We start from the raw sequence: 18,680 nt of genomic DNA on the forward strand, positions 1-18,680 counted from the left end.
CGTTGACTCCGCTTCTTCCTTGGTTTCTCTGAATACTTCATAAATAAGTTGAATTTGTGTCAACTTATTTTAGGACGGGACACTATAAATAATAAAAAAGACCGTTACTTTTTAAGGAAACGGTCTTTTTTTTACCACACTAAATTTAATTAAGAAATAAAAGGTATTGCTCCAAAATTACTAGGTGCCTCTCCTCTACTTGCCCTAACTGCATTAACAATGGGCATAATAAAGCCTAATAAACCGGCAAAAATTAAAATGAATATTCCGAGACCTAATAGTAATATAGACGGAATACCAATTATGATATACAGTATTAAACTTAACTGAAGATTAATTACTGATTTTCCATGTGCATTCATACCCACAACGCGATCTCTATTCGAAAGCCACAGAATAAGTGGAACAATTAAGCCTCCAAAACCTGTAACATAATCCAAATATTGAGAAAGGTGAGTTATAACAAGTAACTGGTTATCTTCTCTAACCGCTACGTTTTGATTTATGATTTCCATTTTTTTGATTGATTTTAAGATGAATAACTATCTATACGACGCCTAATCAATCAATTTGTTACAAAAAATAATTATAGTATTATTTTTTAAGCAGTTTAGCCAACTTGTTTTTGTTCTTTGCAATGTTGTTCGTAGCCTTATCTATTTTCCCATTTATTTTAGCAATATCGGCTGGAGATAATGTTCCTTTACTCTTACCCTTTACCAGTTTCTGTTGCAACTTTTTAATTTGCTTTTCGTTTTTAGCAATAGCCTTCTTTTTTCCAGAAATAGCTTTTGCTAGTTTTTCGGCCTTTTTAGCTTCTTTTTCTGCTTTTTTAATCTCTTTTTCGGCTTTTTTTGCTTTTTTCTCTGCTTTATCTATTCTTTTTTCGGCTTCCTTACGTTCTTTTTCTTCTGCCTCAGCTGTTTCTTCCTTTACCTTTTCAGATACTTCTTCTTTAAGCATTTCCTCTTTAGGTACTTCTGCTTCATTAGGTACTGCTTCTGTAGCTGTTTCAACTTTTTCTATTACTGCTTCTACGGGGTCTACTATTTCAGCTGAATTTGCATTCGTTGCCTCTACCGCTCCTTCTACCGCAGCTGCTGCATTAGTTTGTGCTTCACTTTTAACCTCTTCTACAACAGTCTCTTGACCTTGAGAATAACTTGCTACTAATAATGCTGAAAATACGAATCCCTTTGCTAAATTTTTCATTGTAATTTTTTAATTGTTAATGGTGCTCTTTTTTTTCTGATACGAATATAATTCAATTACTACTAAATCGTCTTCTAAAGTAAACTACCTCCGAGCATTTAAATCTTAAATACGGGGTAAATAATGTATACAAATACATATATCTATTTCTAATCTCATTTTACTTATTTTTGCCAGTAATGCATACAACAACAAACGATACTATAATTGCTTTGGCCACACCTTCTGGTGCAGGTGCTATTGCTGTAATACGCCTTTCCGGTCCAGATGCCATTTTAATTGCATCAAATCATTTCGTCTCTTCATATAATAAGAAACTAAAAGAACAAAAAAGTCACACAATTCTACTAGGAAATATTGTAGATGGTGATAGAGTCTTAGATCAGGCCCTAGTTTCTGTATTTAAAAACCCAAATTCGTATACCGGAGAAAATGTGGTAGAAATATCTTGTCATGGCTCTCCGTATATACAGCAACAAATAATTCAGTTATTTTTAAGAAATGGTTGTAGAATGGCTGAAGCTGGAGAATTTACCCTTAGAGCTTTCTTAAATGGAAAGATGGATTTAAGTCAGGCCGAAGCCGTTGCCGATTTAATTTCTTCCGAAAACGAAGCATCACACCAAATAGCCATGCAACAAATGCGTGGTGGTTTTAGTAATGAAATTAAAAATTTAAGAGAAGAGTTATTAAACTTTGCCTCTTTAATAGAGCTAGAGTTAGATTTTGCTGAGGAAGATGTAGAATTTGCAGACCGTTCTGCTTTTGTTTCCCTGGTAAATAAGATTAATACGGTTTTAAAAGGATTGATTGATTCTTTTGCTGTTGGTAATGTAATAAAAAACGGTATTCCTGTGGCCATTGTTGGGGAACCCAATGTGGGTAAATCTACTCTTTTAAATGCTTTATTAAATGAAGAAAGAGCCATTGTAAGCGATATTGCAGGAACTACTAGAGATACTATAGAAGATGAAATTTCTATTGGTGGTATTGGTTTTCGTTTTATAGATACTGCTGGAATTAGAGATACTAAAGACGTTGTAGAGAATATTGGTATTAAAAAAACTTTTGAAAAGATAGAGCAAGCGCAGGTAGTTTTGTTTTTAGTAGATGCAAAAGAAGTGCAAAGTTCAGCGTTAGGAATTCAAAGTTTAGTAATAGAAATTGAAAAAATAAAAAATAAATACCCTCTAAAGCCCTTACTTGTAATAGCCAATAAAAGAGACGTACTTTCTTCTAAAGAAATAGAACATTTTTCCTCTAGTATACCTAACCTCTTGCCTATTTCTGCAAAAACTGGTGAAGGAGTTGACGCTTTAAAAAACAAACTTCTAGAATTTGTAAATACCGGAGCGTTACGTAATAACGAAACTATTGTTACCAATACCAGACATTACGATTCTTTACTCAAGGCACTAGAAGCCATACAAAAAGTACGGTTTGGTATAGACGAAGAACTCCCTAGCGACCTTATGGCAATAGATGTTAAAGACGCCCTTTACCATTTAGGAGAAATTACAGGGCAAGTTACCAACGATGAGCTTTTAGGGAACATTTTTGCCAACTTTTGCATAGGAAAGTAAATAGGCTCATCAACCTCCTACCAAACTCCATTAAAATCTTATTATCAACAACTTACAGAAAACAAAAAACACTAGAAAAAGAAAACCAATTTTCTAGAATATTATCATAAACTTAAAGAAGAAAGATACCAAAGTAAAGGTAATTATGATAATTGGGATGCTGCAGGAATCCACTTCGAAGCTTATTGCCCTACTAATCTATCTTTTGAAGAAGTTGACGAAGCATTTGTTAAAGGTTACAAAAAGCATCTAGACACTAAGCCAAAAACGAAATCTGGCACTCCCCTATCCCAAAATACAAAATACACTTATTTTTAATAAGTTTAGAGCGTGTTTAGGACAAGCTTTTAAGGACAAACACCTTGATTCTGATATAAAAAAAACTGCAAAACCTTTTGAGCAAGAAGAATCCCAACGCTAATCTAAAGAGTAACACCCCATATAATCGAATACAATCGCTCGGTTACTTTTAAAATCGTGCTTAAAACATCTTTTTCATTGGGTAATTCACCATAAGCCAAAAACTTAAAATCATTTTGGTAGGTGCCTTTTAGTTGATTCCATGTTTCTTCTGGGCTTTTGAAAATTAAAGCATCTTTTGGGTGATGTCTTAACCAATCGTTATTATTTTTAAAGCTTTGCACGTCATCGGCAGCTACTTTCAATAACATTGTATCAAAATCCTCCGAATTGAAGAACGTCTGAACCATTTCGTCTTTCATTAATTGATGGATATCATAAATATGCCTGATTTTTGCTTTCAAGTCTGTTATTGGAGTTTCTGTATGAGAGAAACGTACCAAGCTCATTATCTTTTCACAAAGTGTTCTTCTAGAATCTAACACAAGAGCTTTAAAGGGCAATAAATCATATTCCATTGCCAAACCTTTTTGGTTGGTCGCAACCATCATATCATAAATATAAGTATTCAATACCCTACTAGAATATGGCTCAAAATAGCCTAGCCATGTTGCTTCTATGATAATGACATCTCGTACTTGTCCATAATTCCCTTTAAAGGTTTTCGGATAGTTATAAGCTATCTTTCGTATCATTCCCATTTTATTGGTAATACCCTCAATATAGACTTCTATAAATGGTGCTGCTACTGCCTTTGTTATTTTCTTAAGCTTATTCTTTAACTGATTACCTGTTTCTTCTTCCCTACGTAATACCACTAAATCGATATCTTCAGAAAAACGGTCAATAAATTTGTAACACTTTGATAATGCCGTCCCCCCTTTAAATATAGCTTCATCCTTGATTTCACTTTCATAAATGAGTTTTAAGGCATAGCATACCCAATAGTCCTTTTCGATATAAATATCCAAAATACCCATGCGTTCCGCAGTAGCTTTTACTGCTTGTTCAAAAAGTTCTTTGTTTTCGTGCAACTTCATTTGATATTCCAGTAATTGGCATTCGATAATACATCTTCAGAAATATTAAGATTATAAACCGTTATAGGGTTTAAAGTATCTTGAAGGTCTCTTAACTCTGCTTCTAAATTACAGCCGACCTCTCTTAACATTGCTCCCAATAAAGCCCTAGTCACCGGCGAATATTTGAAGGCTAGTTTTATGAGTTTATTTTGTTCATCAACTTTCAACTCACGTAATAACGCCATTAGACGGATACAGCTTTTATCTATAGTAGTATCAGGTATTTTTTTGATATAACGTATAGCATCTAACAATCGTAATAATGGAATATTTTCTTTGTTAATCGTATTCTTTTGTTTGATAAATGCAATTCTAAAACGACCTCTTTTAAATGATGGTCTTATTTCTCGCTTGCCAATTTGTATTACACTACTAACTTGTGTGGTAAGACCTAATGTATTATAAATACTGTACCCTGTGATATAACCAAGAAGCTTTCCGTTTTCTTCCAACAAATCTTTTACAATTTGACGTTGGTCTGGAAACAAAGAACCAAATACCGTTTCTTGTGGCTTAAAGTACTTACCCTTAGATAGTTTATTGATTTTTCCAGAAGCAGCCATTCTATTCAGATGTTTGATGACAGCTTCCCTTCCACTCACCTTATTCATAAAATCCATATAGGTAAACACATACCCCTTTGGGAGTTTATTTATCTTATATTCAATATAATCAGAGGTTTTCATTGAAAAATATTTTTACAAATATATTAAAAATGTCCAGTTTATTAGATAATAAACTGGACATTTTTATAAAATATAACAACTTTATTTGTATTGCTTTACCGGGTGTTATTACTTGCGGAGTAATCTTCCGCAAGTAATAACACCCACCCCATCTCCCTTTACAATACGTAACCAAACATTCAGCATATCAATTTTTTCGCACAACGAACTTGACAATTAACTAAATTTAGTAATTTCATACCATGACATCAATATTCGATACTCCACCAGAAGAGATTCAAATTAACGTTAAACAATTAGTAAAAGACCTTGACGAGAAATTACCTGCAAGAAAGGTAGATAAAAACCTATTGATTGGTACTTGGAACATTAGGGCTTTCGGAAATCTTACGCGCAAATGGGAATCTAACGATGATGATAGCCCTAAAAGAGATTTACATTCAATATTGTGCATCGCAGAAATCATTAAACGTTTTGATGTGATTGCCATACAAGAAGTAAAAGCTAATATCAGAGCTTTAAGAGACACCTTAAAACTTTTAGGAAGCAATTGGTCTTTAATTCTTACTGATGTAAGCAAGGGAAGCTCAGGCAATGGAGAACGGATGGCTTACTTATTTGACACACGTAGAGTTCAACTCTCTGGACTTGCATGTGAATTAGTAATACCTAACGAATGGACAAAGAAAATTGGAAATGAGTCTGCACTAGATGAGCAATTCGTAAGAACACCATATGCTGTTAGTTTTAAATCAAATGACAAGACCTTTATTTTAGTGACTCTACATATAAAGTATGGGAAGAAATCAAAAGATAGAATTAAAGAATTAAAAGGAATAGCCGAATGGCTTTCTGATTGGGCAAGTAGTATAAATGTTTATGACCAAAACCTTATTGCTTTGGGTGATTTTAATATTGATAAGCGAGGAGATTTATTAGACGATACTTTTTTATCGGAAGGTCTCTATGTTCCTCCACAATTACAAAACAAAGAGGTAACAAGGTCGATTTTTAATACCACTAAATATTATGACCAGATTGCATGGTTTAATAATAATGGTAAAACACCAGACTTATCGATGGAGTTTATTAATGGTGGAAATTATGATTTTGTCACGCACGCCTTATCTAATAGAAAAATATCAAAACGAAGTTTGTCCTATTTAATCTCTGACCACTACCCCCTTTGGGCAGAATTTAAACTTTAACCATTTTCCATAAACTTATTGAACTATTTAAATTTTCATTGCTAATAAAATCTAAAAAATTATTGTACTATCATAAGAAAACAAAGTAGTACACCTAAAACACACCTCGAGGGCTCTTAGCCTATTGTTTATGGGGATTAAAAGATACTGTATCGGAAAGTAAACTAACTCAGGGCAATACCACAAGGCATTCATTAGAAACTAATTTTATTTCGAGACAACCCAAAAAGCATTAAAATTTTAGATTATTGCATAACTGTATTTCTACGTCTTTAAAACTAAAGTTGCACACAGTTCATTTTTAGCATTAAAAAATCTTGTTTCTACCAATACCCTATTATTGCTCTCATGTATATTAAAACTATCTAAATACATTAAAAAATCTTGCGTAAACATTAGATTCTTTATACAAACTAATTGGTTAGTAGAATTTTCTATATTCATTTTTATACCCTCTACTACTTTTTTGGAGTAGCCATTTTTAATTACGTAGGCTTTAATAAGAGAAATTGCATATACTACATATGCAAAGTCTTGCATTACCATATAATCATTTACATCTTCTCCTTTAACTTTATATTTTCTTCTAAACATTTTTATTTATTTTAAGCTACCATTTACATTAAAAAAAAGAGGTTAAGAATATAAATGTAAAACGTGATAACCCTTAAATTCTTAACCATAATTTCCCCTTAGCCCCCTACTTACAAGCATTTATTTGCACAATAATTACAATTTACATACTCCTAAGCTTATACTAAGGCAGTTACTCTTTATTTTTTTTCTTTTTGTTTTTACCTTGGAAAGCTCTAGATATATTAAACCCTAAGTGTATATCTCCTTTAAAAAAATCGTCTGTGCTTTCTGTTATAAAACTTTTCTCGATCATGGTAATAGAATTTGATAAGATTATTTGAAAAACGTGTCCTCCTGTTTCTATTTCTAAGCCTAGTGCTAAAGAATTACTAGCGTTAATAGATTGTAATGGGTTTATTGTATAATGATATTCTGCGTTTAGCGCCATACGTTTTGTTATTTTGGCTCTGCCCCCTATTCCCATAGCAAATATTCCATGAGGGTCGTTATGTATTTTTACAGAGTTTCTATAAACATAACTTGGCATTATTTGCATAGAAAAACCTGGGCTAAACTTTTTAGCTATTAGTAGTTGCCCTACGTAGGTTAGTTTTTGATTAAAGGTTGGTTCCTTTTCGGGGTCAAAATCTTTTATAGTTCTATAGGCCAAACTCCCAAAAAAGGATAAAGATATGGGCATTGTGTTTTTAGTGTCTCTTTGTTTTAAAATTCTGTATTTTACAAAACCATCGTAAGTTTTCTCAAAACTACTTCTACCAACACCTAACATTAAATCATCTGTTATTCCGCGTTCTAAAGCAAAACGAATGTTAGATTGATCTAAGCCGTAAAGTTCATCGAACCCTAAATTAATTCTTCCAAAACGATGCGATATTACAAATTCTGTAACCCCTTTTTTTCGGTTTTCAATAGAATGTCCATTAAGTATTCGTGTGCCTTTAAAAGTTGCCGTTGTATAATTTTCTGTTTCTGGCATATTACTTTCCAAAATAGCAGAAAGGTCTTGAGCGTATGTTTGTGTGCAAGCCATTACTAAGATTGCAGTAAGAAATAAATTTTTCATTCTAGTTTTTTGTGAGATTCGTTATATATTCAAAAAGAAAAACTTGTTACTACGTAAAGGTTTTTAATTAACCAATACAGACTTTACAAGTATTACATCCATAAGATATCCGGTACAAATTCCTCTTATGGTAATTTTTTGCCCTTTTTTTAAAGTGTTATTATCCATTAATTGCTCCGGAGCTAGGTAACATAAAACACTACCCATTATATTTCCTTTACCCAATGTAATTACCGTTTGCCCTTTCTCTGTTCCTATATTAGAAACTAGACCAGTAACCTCTACTATTTGATCTAGATATTTAGCATTAGAACCGGCTTCATCTGTACTAAAATCTGTAAATAGTTTTTCTGCAGAAAGGGATATATCTGCTTTAGAAACGGCAACATTTATATGAGGTTTGTTATACTGCCATAAAGAAAAAAATACAGCACCTAAGAGGAATAGGAGAAAAATAAATACTCCCATTTTTATTTTTTTAAACTTCATAACCTTCTTTTTTTAGTTATTCAGTGCGCCATTTTCTACCCAACAGCTAATTTGCTCTATCTCTGCATTACTCAAAGAACCTCCTTGAGGCATTCTGCGACTTACTACTGCCGATTTTACCCTACTTGCATTTGCATTTACACCACTAAATGTGCTTAAATTAGGAGCCTGACTTCCTCCATGGCATTCTATACAATTGGCAACGAGAATTGGATTTATATTTTGAGAAAAAGAAATATTTGGATCACAAGACGTTTCTTTGGCTTCTTTTAAAGGATCGGTAACCTCTTCCTCTACATTTTTTTCACAAGAAAAAAGAGCAACACTAAATACAAACACCAACCCTATATTTTTAATATTTTGAAATTTTCTATACATCTTTTATTTTTTTTAGTTTAAGCATGATTTTATACAATGACTATTTTTATTAAATAGCCTTCTAAACAAATTACTGGTACAAAGAATGATCTAACAGAAAAGTAACATCCATGGTTTCTGCAATGTTATTTGCAACTACTGAAGGAATTTCTATATTAAAATCTGCTATGGTTATTTTAAAAACTCCACTAAGGGCTATATTCTCTGTAGTTTTTACTAATTCTGCGTTTATACTAATAGTCTTTGTTATGCCGTGTATAGTAATATCTCCTTTTACTACCACTTCTTTTTCTCCTACATAATCTGCTGTTACACCTTCTATTTTTCCCTTAAAAGTGGCTTTAGGATATTTGTCTGATTCTACATAGTTTTCATTAAAATGCTCCTGCATTAGGGATTTTTCAAATGAAAAAGACTTCATTAATATCGCAATAGCTATGGTACCATCTTTAGCATCCACAACACTTAATACTTGATGGTTTTCGGATTTAATATCTTCAATTGGAGTCTCGGACAAAAAGGAAATTTCCCCTTGTTTTGTTAAGAACTTTTGGCCATAAGTAAGATGCGTGCTTAAAAAAAGACCGATTAATATATATATGATTTTCATATTTTTTGAATTATAGTTTTTTAGGTAAACAATAAGTTTTTGATGGATATTAATAGCAAGACTTTAGGTTGTTGTTTCATTTAAAAGAGGAAGCAACAATCTAAAATGTTTAGCTTCCTCTTTTTTTAATAGTCTATATACTATGTAATAGTTAATATTTTCTTTTTTTACTCAGCACTTGGTGTATCTACATTAACAAGTGGCCAAACACCGCTTACACCGTTTACATCTCCTCTTTCTGCATCATTACCAAAATAGTATAATGGCCATCCTTTATAGGTTACCTGTGTTGTTCCAAAAACATCAATAGTTCCAAAATCATTTATATCCAAAATGCTTGGTATGTGACTTATGTCTAAACTTATTACTGGCCAGGCACCATCATTAGAAAAATCTTCATTTGTAAAATTGTTACCGTCTTTGGTGTCATTAGCATAAAGGTATATGGTTCTTCCTGTGGCATTGGTCATATAGAATGTACTTGTACCATCTATATCTGCCTGCGCATACATTAAGGAATAGTCTGGTTTAGCTATGTACCAGTTATCTCCAACTCCGTCACCATTCGTTTCTCCTGCAGCCGTATCATTTGCAAAATAATATAAAGGCCATCCCTTATAGGTATTTTGCATTGCCCCATCTTCTCTTGTTATAACACCAAAATCTGCAGCATCTAAACCTTCATCTACGATTAAGTTTTCATCATAAAAAAGAGGCCATGCAGCTAGGCACCCATCAACACATTCAGAATCTCCTTTTACGTCTTTAGAAAAGTAATAAAGAGATATCCCGTTTGCATCTGTTAAAATATTTCCAAAAGTAGCATTAGATGTTAATTTAACAGAAGCTTCTTGATCCATCTCTGGCGCATTAGGAGTATCTACATTTACTATTGGCCAAACATCACTCACTCCATTAGCATCTCCCCTATTTACATCATTCCCAAAATAGTATAATGGCCATCCTTTATAAGTAACCTGTGTTGTTCCAAAAACATCAATAGTTCCAAAGTCATTTATATCCAAAATACTTGGTATATGACTTATATCTATGCTTATTACCGGCCAAGCACCATCATTAGAAAAATCTTCATTCGTAAAATTGTTATCGTCTTTAGTGTCATTAGCAAAAAGATATATGGTTCTTCCTGTAGCATTCGTCATATAAAATGTACTTTCACCATCTATATCTGCTTGCGCATACATCAAGGAAAAGTCTGGTTTAGCTATATACCAGTTATCTCCAACCCCGTCTCCTTTTGTATCACCCGCAGCCGTATCACTTGCAAAATAATATAAAGGCCAGCCCTTATAGGTATTTTGCATTGCACCATCTGCTCTTGTAATAACACCAAAATCTGTGGTTTCTAAACCCTCGCCTAATTTTAAATTTTCTTCATAAAAGAGTGGCCAAGCAGCAAGGCATCCATCAACACATTCAGAATCTCCTTTTACGTCTTTAGAAAAGTAATAAAGAGATATCCCGTTTTCATCTGTTAAAATATTTCCGAAAGTAGCGTTAGAAGTTAGTTGTATAGAAATACTGTTTTCTAAATCTTTATCGTCTTTTGGGTCTGTAACAGAGTCGTCTTCACTACTACAACTCAACATCAATCCAATTAAACCAAATACTAATACCTTTAATTTTTTCATTTTAAATTATTTTATGATTGTTCAGCAAATAACTTAAAACAAAGGGCTTACATACAATATAAAGTATGCGAAAGGGAAAAAAAGGGTTTAAAAAGGAATAAAAAAGGGTTGAAATAATGCTGGATTATAAAAACATCTATAGATTTATACATGAGTATTAAAGGAAATAGAATGGGAAAGGACTTTACTCGAAAATCTAGATTTAAATGACCCAAGGCTTGTCTAGAAATAAAATTAGTTTCTAATAAATGCCTTATTGGTTTACCCCAAAAGTAGTTTACTTAAATATTTAACCACTGCCTAAATTCGGACGCCTTATTTTTACTAATAAGAATTTCTACATCTGCCTCTTTAATTAAAATTTTAAGCTGGCTATTTCCGTATTTAATAATTTTATGAATAGAGGTTATACTAATTATAAATTGTCTGTTTGCTCTAAAAAATAAGGAAGTATCGAGACTAGATAATAAATCATCCAAACTTGCATTAGTAGTAGATTTTTTTCCACTAAAACAATGTACATAGGTAATAGTGTCTTCTGTATAAATATATGCTATCTCGTTAATATGTATAGGTACTAATTCATTCCTTATATACGTAAGAATTCTTTTTTTACTAGATTCCGGAACCGCTTCTTGTATGGATTCTTCTATGGTAGTTTCCGCTTTATTTTCTACGCTTACTTTTTGTTGATACGCTACAAGATCCGTATTTAACTTAGAAAGATTTATTAATTCGTTTTCTAGGCTATTATTCTTTACCTCTAATTGCTTTTCGTAATAGCTACCTATAACACGAACTGCAAAAAAGGAAGATAATATTATAAGTATACCCATTAAAACAAAAATGGTATAAAAGCTTTTCTTTAACTTACTTATTTCCGAGCTTAGTTCCGATATATTTATATGGCCAGCTACAATTAAATCGGAATTAATAACTGGTGCTATATGTATAATTTCCGTATTAAATTCCTTCCGTTCTATTAACAAATCATACAAACGATCCGAACTATTTTCTTCCTTTAAAGAATTTAATAGGGTTTGATTAGAATTTACTTTTTGCCCGACTTTAGTAATATCTGGGTGCGATACCGCTTTACCAGACCAATTAAACACACTTACAAAAGAGGTAGCTTCTTGCGTGTTTTCTATTGTTTGTTGTATTTGTTCTACAACTTCCTGTTGCTTTGTTTTATTCTCTAATTGGTAATAAAGTAATTTTGAAATTTCGTTAGACTCTCTCTTTACGGACTCCAATTGTAATTCTAACAATTGATTAGCACTTACTTTTATGAAGTACTTTACTCCAACGGAAGCAATAATCAAAAAAATAACCGAGATAGAAATGAAAGTTAAAAAATAAAGTTTATCTTTTTTCATTGTAAAAACAAAATGGAATCCAAAGTAGTTTTAATAAGATTGCGACAATTTTTTTTGTCCATTAAAAGCAATTTAACTTATTTTTTTAATATGGATTACTATTCTTAGTATAAACTAAAAATGAAACATAAAAAAACAAGCTATTTTCTAGTAACTTTAGTGGTAATACTTAGCTTGTATATAATTTATTTATACAATGACCCGTATAGAGTTAACATTCGGGATGCTACAGAAAAAACGACCATTAGTGCAGAAGAAATAACAGCTTCTTTCATTAAAAATGAAAAAAAAGCAACTGCTATATACAAAGGTAAGGTTGTAAAAGTATACGGAATAATTAAAGAAATTACTTTCATAAATAATACAAATACCATAATATTGCAAAGCAACTATACCAATTTTAATGTATTATGTAATTTGCAATTACCCAAGTCAAAACAACCAATGTCTTTAAAAATAGGCCAAAAAGTAACCATTAAAGGTGTTTGTAAAGGGTTCCTTCATGACGTTATATTTTTAAATTGTATGTTGGTAAACACTCCAAATAATGAATAGAATACTTATTCTACTTTTTATATCTTTTTCTTTATTAGGCTCTAACACTAAGTCTAACCAGTTCATAGCCCGTCAAGGACAAGTTTCTTTTTTTTCTTATACCACTGCGGAGAATATAGAAGCAAAAAACAATCAAGTGTTAAGTATTATTGATGTGTCTAACAATGAGATTGCAATAAGTATGCTTATGAATGCTTTTATTTTTAAAAAGTCTTTAATGTATGAGCATTTTAATGAAAGTTATATTGAATCTGATTTATACCCAAAAGCAACTTTTAAAGGTCATATTCTTGATTTTGATTCTTCGCAAGTAGAAAGCCAAACAAGAATCGTTAAAGGAACACTCACTATAAGAAATATATCTAAGGAAATTGAAATAAAAACGATTATTACTAAAGATAATAATACGTATATTTTAGAAGGTGATTTTGAAATAGTTGTAAAGGATTTTGACATTAAAATTCCGCCAATAGTAGCATCTAATATTGCTAAAATAATAACAACAAAATTTAGATTTGAATATGAATCTTATGAAGAATAAAATATCTTTTTTTCTATATATAGTTGTTGTATTACTTGGTTGTAATTCTTCTATAAATGCGCAAGATTTATTAGAAAAATTAGATACAGAATATCCTAACACACCGCAATACGAAACAGCTACCTTTAAAACAACGCAAATAGCTATAGGACAATCTGTAGAAAATAGAAAAAAGGGTGTACTCCAGCTTATGGCATTAAGTAGGTATTGGAATGTACCAAACACTAGAACGCAAAGTTTTATAACAGATAGGGTTGCAACCCGTTTTGGTGTGGAGTATGGTATTACTAACAATTTTACCACTGGTATAGGGTGGACTTCTTTTGATAATGCTTATAATGGTTATTTTAAATATAATCTTTTACGCCAACGTAAAAAACCCAGCAAGGCTTTTGCCAGCATTGCATATTACCAAAGCGTCTCTTATTATGGAGATAGGTCTACTCCTAGTCCAGATAGCTCATTCAATGATCGATTATCTTTTACTAGTCAACTGCTTATTGCACGTAAGTTTACTCCAAAATTTTCAATGCAAATAGCACCAACTTTTATTCATAGAAATAAAGTAGCCGCTATAGATCCTTCCAATTATTTTGCCCTTGGTTTTAGTGGAAGATATAAGGTTGCTAATCATGTTTCTCTAGTCTCTGAATACTATTATGTTGCAAATCCTATAAAATCTAAAGATACCTATGGAGCATTTGCGTTAGGTATTAACTGGGATATACGTTACTTAATGTTACAATTTCATATGACAAATACTTGGAATATGATTGATGATGATTTTATATTAAATACGCCAAATAACTTTAATGGCGAGGATGGGAATTTTGTTTTTGGTTTTAATGCAATTTTCACATTACACTTCAAAAAAAACAAATTATAGTTTAAGGCCTAAAAGATTACCATTGTTAGTTCGAGCGGAGTCGAGAACTATTCTTTAATTCTAAATAGACTTCGACTTCGCTCAGCCAGACATTTGTACAAAATTTGAATTTTGTAATCTGGGTAACTATCTACTGACTTTTATATAATTACTTTTTATTTTCCTAACTGCTTGTCTAGTTTCCTTTTTTGAGACATTCTATATTTTAAAATTCTAACATAAGACAGAGCTTCCTTTATGTTATAATCAGAGTACGAACGTTGTGCCCAATCTAGGGCTTTATTTAAATCGCCATTTATTTCGTTAATAATTGCCATGTTATAACATGCGCGACCCGCAATTTTACCATCTGGGTTAGAAACTTCCTTTTCCCATAACTCTGCAGCACTGTTCCATTTTCCGGTTTGCGCTCTACGCATAGCAATCTCAAAATTATTGGTTCCTTTTACAAAATAATCGCGCTTTACTCTTCGCGAGCGTGGGGTAATACGTTTTGCATAATAATCTCCAATATGGCTACTTGTTTCCACAACTTTCTCCTTACGATTCATGATAGTTTTTACAGCTTTCATAGGGTTAATTCCACTACCGCTAGAAACAAGATTATTATTGAACGAATACTCATCTAAAATAATTTTTGTTGCGGGATCATATATTCTCCAACCATTTTGAATTTGTGTACGAAGAGTTATAGCAACCGCTGGGACTTTTGCTTTTATTCCTACCGGATTTGGAAGGTCCATTTCGGTAGCTTTAACTGAAGCTTTAGTATCTGTATCGTAAAAAGCAAGTGAGAATAAAACATCCACATCATTTTCTTTACAAATCTTATCTACTTGATCCCAACTAAGAGATGCAGGTAAAACTCCTAATCCTTTTTTAATTTCAGGAATATCTTTAATAACCGCTACTTTATCAAAACGTTGTAAGCGTTGTAATTCTGACTTTACAGAAGCAATTGCAGCTTCAGCTCCATCTTTATCTAAATTTTTCCCTTCTGCAGACAAAATTTTATCAATGGTATCAATACCACTATTACCTTCTGCCGGAAGACTACGATTAATAATTCCTATATGCTGCACATCTGAAGCTATATGTACTGGGGCTGGATCAACAGCACTCATTGTTAATTGATGAGTAGCACTACAAGAAACTAATAAAAGTCCAATACTTGCAAATGCAAAAAAGCGATTTAAGGTTATCATAGGTATTTGGGTTAAGTATAGTTGATTAAGCATATTGTTTTAACTAACATGCATATTTCAAAACGGATAACCAGTAAACTTATTGCATTTCTAATCTTGCCTACTATTATATTTTGGCAGGGTTAAGCACTAAAAAAAACTTACATTTAAACTAAATCTCCAGTTCCCAAAAGAAATTCTTGGAAACTGGAGATTACTTTAAAATATACCCCCCCTACTATTGTATTACAAGTATTCCTACCTGCATTTTAATATCTAAAACCGCCCACCATAATATCATCTAGTCTTAATCATTTTAATCTTTTGAAATTTTATTCTTTAATTTAGTTTAACTATAATAAACTCAGAACGTCTATTAACATCATGTTGAGAATCGCTACATTTAGTAGTATTATCGCAATTATTCACCAACTGTTTTTCCCCGTAACCTATAGCACTTTCAATACGATTTGAGGAAATTCCTTGGGAGATGATATAATCTCGTGTAGATTTTGCTCTTCTGTCTGATAAGGCTTCATTATAAGCATCATTATTTCTAGAATCTGTATGAGATTCAATTTTAATAACCATATTTGGGTATTCTTGCATTAAGAACACTATTTTATTTAATTCTATAGTAGCATCATTTCTTATAAATGATTTATCTAAATCAAAATAAATTAATCCTATTTTTATTTTAAGAATACCATTCTCTTCTACTATAAGTCTACTTCTTTTTTTAATTCCCATAGGAACAGTATTTACGTAATCTACTATATCAGAAGTTATAAATGGTTTCGTAGCAGCATCGAAATTTTCCTTTTCTACCGAAACGCTATATTTTGTATCGCAATCTATATGAATATTAAAAACATATTCTCCATTTACATTGGTTACTGTTTTAGCTATTTCATCGCCGTTTTCCTTTATTAAACGTACTGTTACTGCATCTTCTGGAATTCCATTATCTACATTAACCACCGAACCTTTTACCTTTTGTACACATTTTACGTTTATGCGATTAAACGAATAAATGTCATCATCACCTACTCCCCCATCTCTATTAGATGAAACATAACCTCTCTGAGTTGCCTCATTAACTATATATCCAAAATCATCCTTTTTACTATTTAAAGGAACACCTAAATTAATCGGTTTTGAAAAAGCCGTTTTATAACTACTTTCAAATACATCTAAACCTCCAAATCCTAAATGCCCATCCGAAGAAAAATAAATTTTATTTTCCGTTAGGTGTGGAAACATTTCGCGGCCACTTGTATTAATTTCTGGGCCCAAGTTTTTTGGTTCTGAAAAAGAATTACCCCCTAAAACATCTACTACAAAAATATCTGTGGCACCTATACTTCCAGGCATATCAGAAACAAAATATAATTTTTTACCATCTGGACTTAAAGCCGGCTGACCAACGGAATAGTTTTCACTATTAAACGGAACTTCTTTAATGTTTACCCATTCGTTATTTTCCAACACTGCATGGTATAATTTTAAATGATTCATACCGTCAGAATCTCTTTTTAAAATCTCATCTGTAAAATTATTTCGAGTAAAATATACCTCATCACCTGCCGTATTAAAAGCTACTACTGCTTCATGATACTTTGTATTGATATTTTTTGAAAAGGCAATAACGTTTTTTAAATCGGTGCCTTGAAAAACTGTATCTGCCATAAAGAGATTTAAATACGATTGATTATTCCATTTATACAGTCTAGTCTTAATTTTTGAAGAATCTCTACTAGATGCAAATACAATTTTATTTTTATAAAAAGCGGTTCCAAAATCGGCTACTTTTGTATTAATAGACAAATTAGAAACATAAAACTGAGGCTGCCTTTTTAATAGTTTATCTAATTCTTCATCATTATTTTTAAGCTGCTCTACATTAAAGTTCGAAGCTTTTAGTTCCTCTTCATTTACTTTCATTAAAGCTTTAACTAAGCTATATTTTCCAATTCCTTGCAAAGCATGAATGTATCGAAACTTATATTTAGGTTCCACTACATCTTCATAACGAGAAAAAAGCTCTTCATACCATTTACTGGCATTCTCCATATCTGTATTAAAATAGTAAGCGTCTCCAACCTTTTGAAGTACTTTTTGGGAATGATCACCATTAGCAATAATTCTTTCATATTGTTTAGCCGCTTCTAAATACCAAAGAGATTCAAAACTTTTATCAGCGTTGCTATACTTATCTTGCCCAACTGCAACAAAAGAAGCAAATAGGACTATGTAAAAAATGTATTTTTTCATGGAATATAATATTAGTAAAATCTAGGAGATTTAAGTTTTCTTTGTAAAGATTTGAATTCATAACGAAGGAAAACTTCATGGGTTCCATAGTTATAATTTTTAAGGTCAGTGGTGGTAAAATCATAAGCATAACCTAGACTAAGGTTTGGCGAAATTTGTAACCCTAGAAGCGCCGAGAAAGAATCGTCCCAACGATATGCAAGACCCAAAGTAAATTTCTCTTTTATCATTGCATTAGCAGAAACGTCTGCAATAACTGGAGCACCAGGTACCCATTTAAAGAAAAAAGCAGGTTTTAACTTTACATCGGGAGTAATATCGAATACTGTTCCTCCTATGATAAAATAATGTAATCTTTCGGTTGCTATTTGCAATTCTTCAGAATCGTAATGCTCCTCGGCAAAGAAATTTGGAACAGCCAAACCTAAATAACTTTTTCCTGTATGATAATAAACTCCTGCTCCTATAGTTGGCAAAAATTTATTATTGATATTGGTTTGAAAAGCAGTGTCTGGATTTTCATAACTTCCTTTAGTAAAATCTACATTAAAAAGACGACCACCCGCTTTAAGCCCAAATGATAACTTTCTATTTTCCCTATTTAAACGAAGAGTATATGAGAAATTTCCGTCTAAAAAAGTTTCATTGGCAGGGCCCAATTTATCATTTACAATGACAAGGCCTAGACCAACATTATTCCCTACAGGCGTATCAATTGCTAATACTTGTGTTTCTGGCGAACCATTAACACCTACCCACTGAGAACGATACATACCCAAGATAGATAAATGCCCTCTAGAACCAGTATAAGCAGGATTAACCCCCATAGTGTTATACATATATTGCGTAAACTGAGGGTCTTGTTGCGAAAACCCAGAATAACCACTTAGGATGATAATTGCTATTATGATATATTTTAAATAATTTTTCATTGGTATATT

Annotated in this window: 19 protein-coding genes and 1 pseudogene; 6 read left to right on the plus strand and 14 right to left on the minus strand. The window is 32.0% G+C overall.

The genetic code is table 11. From position 1 onward, the window contains the following. Positions 1–149: 149 nt before the first annotated feature. Entirely contained in the window at positions 150–515 is a 366-nt protein-coding gene (locus Q0856_RS12865) for a DUF4870 domain-containing protein (RefSeq protein WP_298505621.1), read from the minus strand. A 79-nt stretch (positions 516–594) separates the two neighbouring features. Next, a complete protein-coding gene (locus tag Q0856_RS12870; protein WP_298505624.1) occupies positions 595–1,212 on the minus strand; it encodes a hypothetical protein in 618 nt (205 codons plus the stop codon). A gap of 179 nt (positions 1,213–1,391) precedes the next feature. Here Q0856_RS12870 and mnmE point away from each other — a divergent pair, with 179 nt between their 5' ends. Together mnmE and Q0856_RS12880 are read left to right on the plus strand one after the other, a co-directional pair. Continuing rightward, on the plus strand, positions 1,392–2,795 hold the full coding sequence (gene mnmE / locus Q0856_RS12875; protein WP_298505627.1) for a tRNA uridine-5-carboxymethylaminomethyl(34) synthesis GTPase MnmE: 1,404 nt from the start codon (positions 1,392–1,394) through the stop codon (positions 2,793–2,795). A gap of 147 nt (positions 2,796–2,942) precedes the next feature. Beyond that, a pseudogene (locus tag Q0856_RS12880) lies at positions 2,943–3,113 on the plus strand (phage integrase SAM-like domain-containing protein); the annotation flags it as partial. 104 nt (positions 3,114–3,217) lie between these two features. Here the strand turns inward: Q0856_RS12880 and Q0856_RS12885 are convergent. Then, complete coding sequence (locus Q0856_RS12885) at positions 3,218–4,195, minus strand: nucleotidyl transferase AbiEii/AbiGii toxin family protein (RefSeq protein WP_298505628.1); 978 nt, start codon at positions 4,193–4,195, stop codon at positions 3,218–3,220. Next, positions 4,192–4,923: a DUF6088 family protein gene (locus Q0856_RS12890; RefSeq protein WP_298505630.1), complete on the minus strand. Its 732-nt coding sequence runs from the start codon at positions 4,921–4,923 to the stop codon at positions 4,192–4,194. Before Q0856_RS12890 ends, Q0856_RS12885 begins: the two co-directional genes overlap by 4 nt. A gap of 242 nt (positions 4,924–5,165) precedes the next feature. On the opposite strand from Q0856_RS12890, the gene Q0856_RS12895 reads away from it, so the two are divergent. After that, positions 5,166–6,131, plus strand: coding sequence for an endonuclease/exonuclease/phosphatase family protein (locus Q0856_RS12895; protein ID WP_298505632.1), 966 nt, complete (start codon positions 5,166–5,168; stop codon positions 6,129–6,131). Between the two features lie 264 nt (positions 6,132–6,395). On the opposite strand, the gene Q0856_RS12900 is transcribed toward Q0856_RS12895, so the two are convergent. The 7 genes from Q0856_RS12900 to Q0856_RS12930 all read right to left on the minus strand — a co-directional run bounded on the left by Q0856_RS12900 (position 6,396) and on the right by Q0856_RS12930 (position 12,299). Continuing rightward, a complete protein-coding gene (locus Q0856_RS12900; RefSeq protein ID WP_298505635.1) occupies positions 6,396–6,725 on the minus strand; it encodes a hypothetical protein in 330 nt (109 codons plus the stop codon). A gap of 172 nt (positions 6,726–6,897) precedes the next feature. Continuing rightward, entirely contained in the window at positions 6,898–7,791 is an 894-nt protein-coding gene (locus Q0856_RS12905) for a DUF5777 family beta-barrel protein (RefSeq protein ID WP_298505637.1), read from the minus strand. A 63-nt stretch (positions 7,792–7,854) separates the two neighbouring features. Further along, positions 7,855–8,280, minus strand: a complete 426-nt coding sequence (locus tag Q0856_RS12910) for a hypothetical protein (RefSeq protein ID WP_298505640.1) — start codon at positions 8,278–8,280, stop codon at positions 7,855–7,857. 12 nt (positions 8,281–8,292) lie between these two features. Further along, on the minus strand, positions 8,293–8,658 hold the full coding sequence (locus Q0856_RS12915; RefSeq protein WP_298505643.1) for a cytochrome c: 366 nt from the start codon (positions 8,656–8,658) through the stop codon (positions 8,293–8,295). Between the two features lie 70 nt (positions 8,659–8,728). Then, entirely contained in the window at positions 8,729–9,268 is a 540-nt protein-coding gene (locus tag Q0856_RS12920; protein ID WP_298505646.1) for a YceI family protein, read from the minus strand. Positions 9,269–9,435: 167 nt separating this feature from the next. Next, positions 9,436–10,920, minus strand: coding sequence for a hypothetical protein (locus tag Q0856_RS12925; RefSeq protein WP_298505648.1), 1,485 nt, complete (start codon positions 10,918–10,920; stop codon positions 9,436–9,438). Positions 10,921–11,201: 281 nt separating this feature from the next. Further along, positions 11,202–12,299 (minus strand): LytTR family DNA-binding domain-containing protein, encoded by a 1,098-nt coding sequence (locus Q0856_RS12930; protein WP_298505651.1) that lies wholly within the window; start codon positions 12,297–12,299, stop codon positions 11,202–11,204. Positions 12,300–12,419: 120 nt separating this feature from the next. Here Q0856_RS12930 and Q0856_RS12935 point away from each other — a divergent pair, with 120 nt between their 5' ends. The 3 genes from Q0856_RS12935 to Q0856_RS12945 are packed head-to-tail and all read left to right on the plus strand — an operon-like array spanning position 12,420 to position 14,281. Next, positions 12,420–12,854 carry a hypothetical protein gene (locus tag Q0856_RS12935; protein WP_298505654.1) on the plus strand — a complete coding sequence of 145 codons (435 nt, stop codon included), beginning with the start codon at positions 12,420–12,422 and terminating at the stop codon, positions 12,852–12,854. Next, on the plus strand, positions 12,847–13,395 hold the full coding sequence (locus Q0856_RS12940) for a YceI family protein (RefSeq protein ID WP_298479777.1): 549 nt from the start codon (positions 12,847–12,849) through the stop codon (positions 13,393–13,395). The genes Q0856_RS12935 and Q0856_RS12940 overlap by 8 nt, the downstream gene beginning before the upstream one ends. Further along, positions 13,385–14,281 (plus strand): DUF5777 family beta-barrel protein, encoded by an 897-nt coding sequence (locus Q0856_RS12945; RefSeq protein WP_298505658.1) that lies wholly within the window; start codon positions 13,385–13,387, stop codon positions 14,279–14,281. The genes Q0856_RS12940 and Q0856_RS12945 overlap by 11 nt, the downstream gene beginning before the upstream one ends. Positions 14,282–14,436: 155 nt before the next feature. Here the strand turns inward: Q0856_RS12945 and Q0856_RS12950 are convergent, their stop codons facing one another. From Q0856_RS12950 to Q0856_RS12960, 3 genes are all read right to left on the minus strand, one after another. Continuing rightward, on the minus strand, positions 14,437–15,519 hold the full coding sequence (locus tag Q0856_RS12950) for a DUF6340 family protein (RefSeq protein WP_298505661.1): 1,083 nt from the start codon (positions 15,517–15,519) through the stop codon (positions 14,437–14,439). A gap of 285 nt (positions 15,520–15,804) precedes the next feature. Further along, the gene (locus Q0856_RS12955) at positions 15,805–17,739 is read right to left on the minus strand and encodes an OmpA family protein (protein ID WP_298505664.1); all 1,935 of its coding nucleotides are present in this window, start codon (positions 17,737–17,739) and stop codon (positions 15,805–15,807) included. Positions 17,740–17,750: 11 nt separating this feature from the next. Then, on the minus strand, positions 17,751–18,671 hold the full coding sequence (locus tag Q0856_RS12960) for a type IX secretion system membrane protein PorP/SprF (RefSeq protein WP_298505667.1): 921 nt from the start codon (positions 18,669–18,671) through the stop codon (positions 17,751–17,753). Between the last annotated feature and the right edge of the window lie 9 nt (positions 18,672–18,680).

The sequence above is a fragment of the uncultured Maribacter sp. genome (genome assembly GCF_947496775.1).
Classification (GTDB): Bacteria; Bacteroidota; Bacteroidia; order Flavobacteriales; family Flavobacteriaceae; genus Maribacter_B.

Bases quoted from the DNA above. Each gene is read 5' to 3' on its own strand.
- Q0856_RS12870 (WP_298505624.1), bottom strand. From the start codon at position 1,212: ATGAAAAATTTAGCAAAGGGATTCGTATTTTCAGCATTATTAGTAGCA.
- Q0856_RS12890 (WP_298505630.1), bottom strand. From the start codon at position 4,923: ATGAAAACCTCTGATTATATTGAATATAAGATAAATAAACTCCCAAAG.
- Q0856_RS12925 (WP_298505648.1), bottom strand. From the start codon at position 10,920: ATGAAAAAATTAAAGGTATTAGTATTTGGTTTAATTGGATTGATGTTG.
- Q0856_RS12955 (WP_298505664.1), bottom strand. From the start codon at position 17,739: ATGAAAAAATACATTTTTTACATAGTCCTATTTGCTTCTTTTGTTGCA.
- Q0856_RS12935 (WP_298505654.1), top strand. From the start codon at position 12,420: ATGAAACATAAAAAAACAAGCTATTTTCTAGTAACTTTAGTGGTAATA.
- Q0856_RS12910 (WP_298505640.1), bottom strand. From the start codon at position 8,280: ATGAAGTTTAAAAAAATAAAAATGGGAGTATTTATTTTTCTCCTATTC.
- Q0856_RS12920 (WP_298505646.1), bottom strand. From the start codon at position 9,268: ATGAAAATCATATATATATTAATCGGTCTTTTTTTAAGCACGCATCTT.
- Q0856_RS12895 (WP_298505632.1), top strand. From the start codon at position 5,166: ATGACATCAATATTCGATACTCCACCAGAAGAGATTCAAATTAACGTT.
- Q0856_RS12930 (WP_298505651.1), bottom strand. From the start codon at position 12,299: ATGAAAAAAGATAAACTTTATTTTTTAACTTTCATTTCTATCTCGGTT.
- Q0856_RS12905 (WP_298505637.1), bottom strand. From the start codon at position 7,791: ATGAAAAATTTATTTCTTACTGCAATCTTAGTAATGGCTTGCACACAA.
- Q0856_RS12865 (WP_298505621.1), bottom strand. From the start codon at position 515: ATGGAAATCATAAATCAAAACGTAGCGGTTAGAGAAGATAACCAGTTA.
- Q0856_RS12900 (WP_298505635.1), bottom strand. From the start codon at position 6,725: ATGTTTAGAAGAAAATATAAAGTTAAAGGAGAAGATGTAAATGATTAT.
- Q0856_RS12940 (WP_298479777.1), top strand. From the start codon at position 12,847: ATGAATAGAATACTTATTCTACTTTTTATATCTTTTTCTTTATTAGGC.
- Q0856_RS12885 (WP_298505628.1), bottom strand. From the start codon at position 4,195: ATGAAGTTGCACGAAAACAAAGAACTTTTTGAACAAGCAGTAAAAGCT.
- Q0856_RS12960 (WP_298505667.1), bottom strand. From the start codon at position 18,671: ATGAAAAATTATTTAAAATATATCATAATAGCAATTATCATCCTAAGT.
- Q0856_RS12915 (WP_298505643.1), bottom strand. From the start codon at position 8,658: ATGTATAGAAAATTTCAAAATATTAAAAATATAGGGTTGGTGTTTGTA.
- Q0856_RS12950 (WP_298505661.1), bottom strand. From the start codon at position 15,519: ATGCTTAATCAACTATACTTAACCCAAATACCTATGATAACCTTAAAT.
- Q0856_RS12945 (WP_298505658.1), top strand. From the start codon at position 13,385: ATGAAGAATAAAATATCTTTTTTTCTATATATAGTTGTTGTATTACTT.
- mnmE (WP_298505627.1), top strand. From the start codon at position 1,392: ATGCATACAACAACAAACGATACTATAATTGCTTTGGCCACACCTTCT.